Genomic DNA, 285 nt, shown 5'->3' with positions numbered 1-285 from the left:
TTTATGCTGCCAGTCCTTGCGGACGTTGGCGGCATGTTCAGTGACGCGACCCACTTTCCAGTAGGCTTTGCGTAAATTATTGGAAACGGGCAACTTTACGCCCTTGGATAATTTCGCATTCCGGCTCAATCCCATCGACACTTTGGCCGCCGCAATCTTTCGGCGGCAAGCGCGTTGGTAACGGCGCTTGCGTTGCTCCAGCACCTGAAGTTTGAGCGGGGTTGCATAGCGCTTTCCGTTTGAACAGACAATCTCGGAAGTATTCAGATCAACGCCTACCTCGCC

The 285-nt window shown here is 53.7% G+C and carries 1 pseudogene; it reads right to left on the bottom strand.

Features of this window, described 5'->3' with window-relative positions:
• Positions 1 to 285: pseudogene (locus IV91_RS18600) on the bottom strand (hypothetical protein); the annotation flags it as partial.

The organism is Ferrovum myxofaciens (assembly GCF_000735045.1).
Taxonomy (GTDB): Bacteria; Pseudomonadota; Gammaproteobacteria; order Burkholderiales; family Ferrovaceae; genus Ferrovum; species Ferrovum myxofaciens.
Note: the sequence above shows the minus strand (reverse complement) of the source record. Positions and strands in the feature narration are given on the sequence as shown.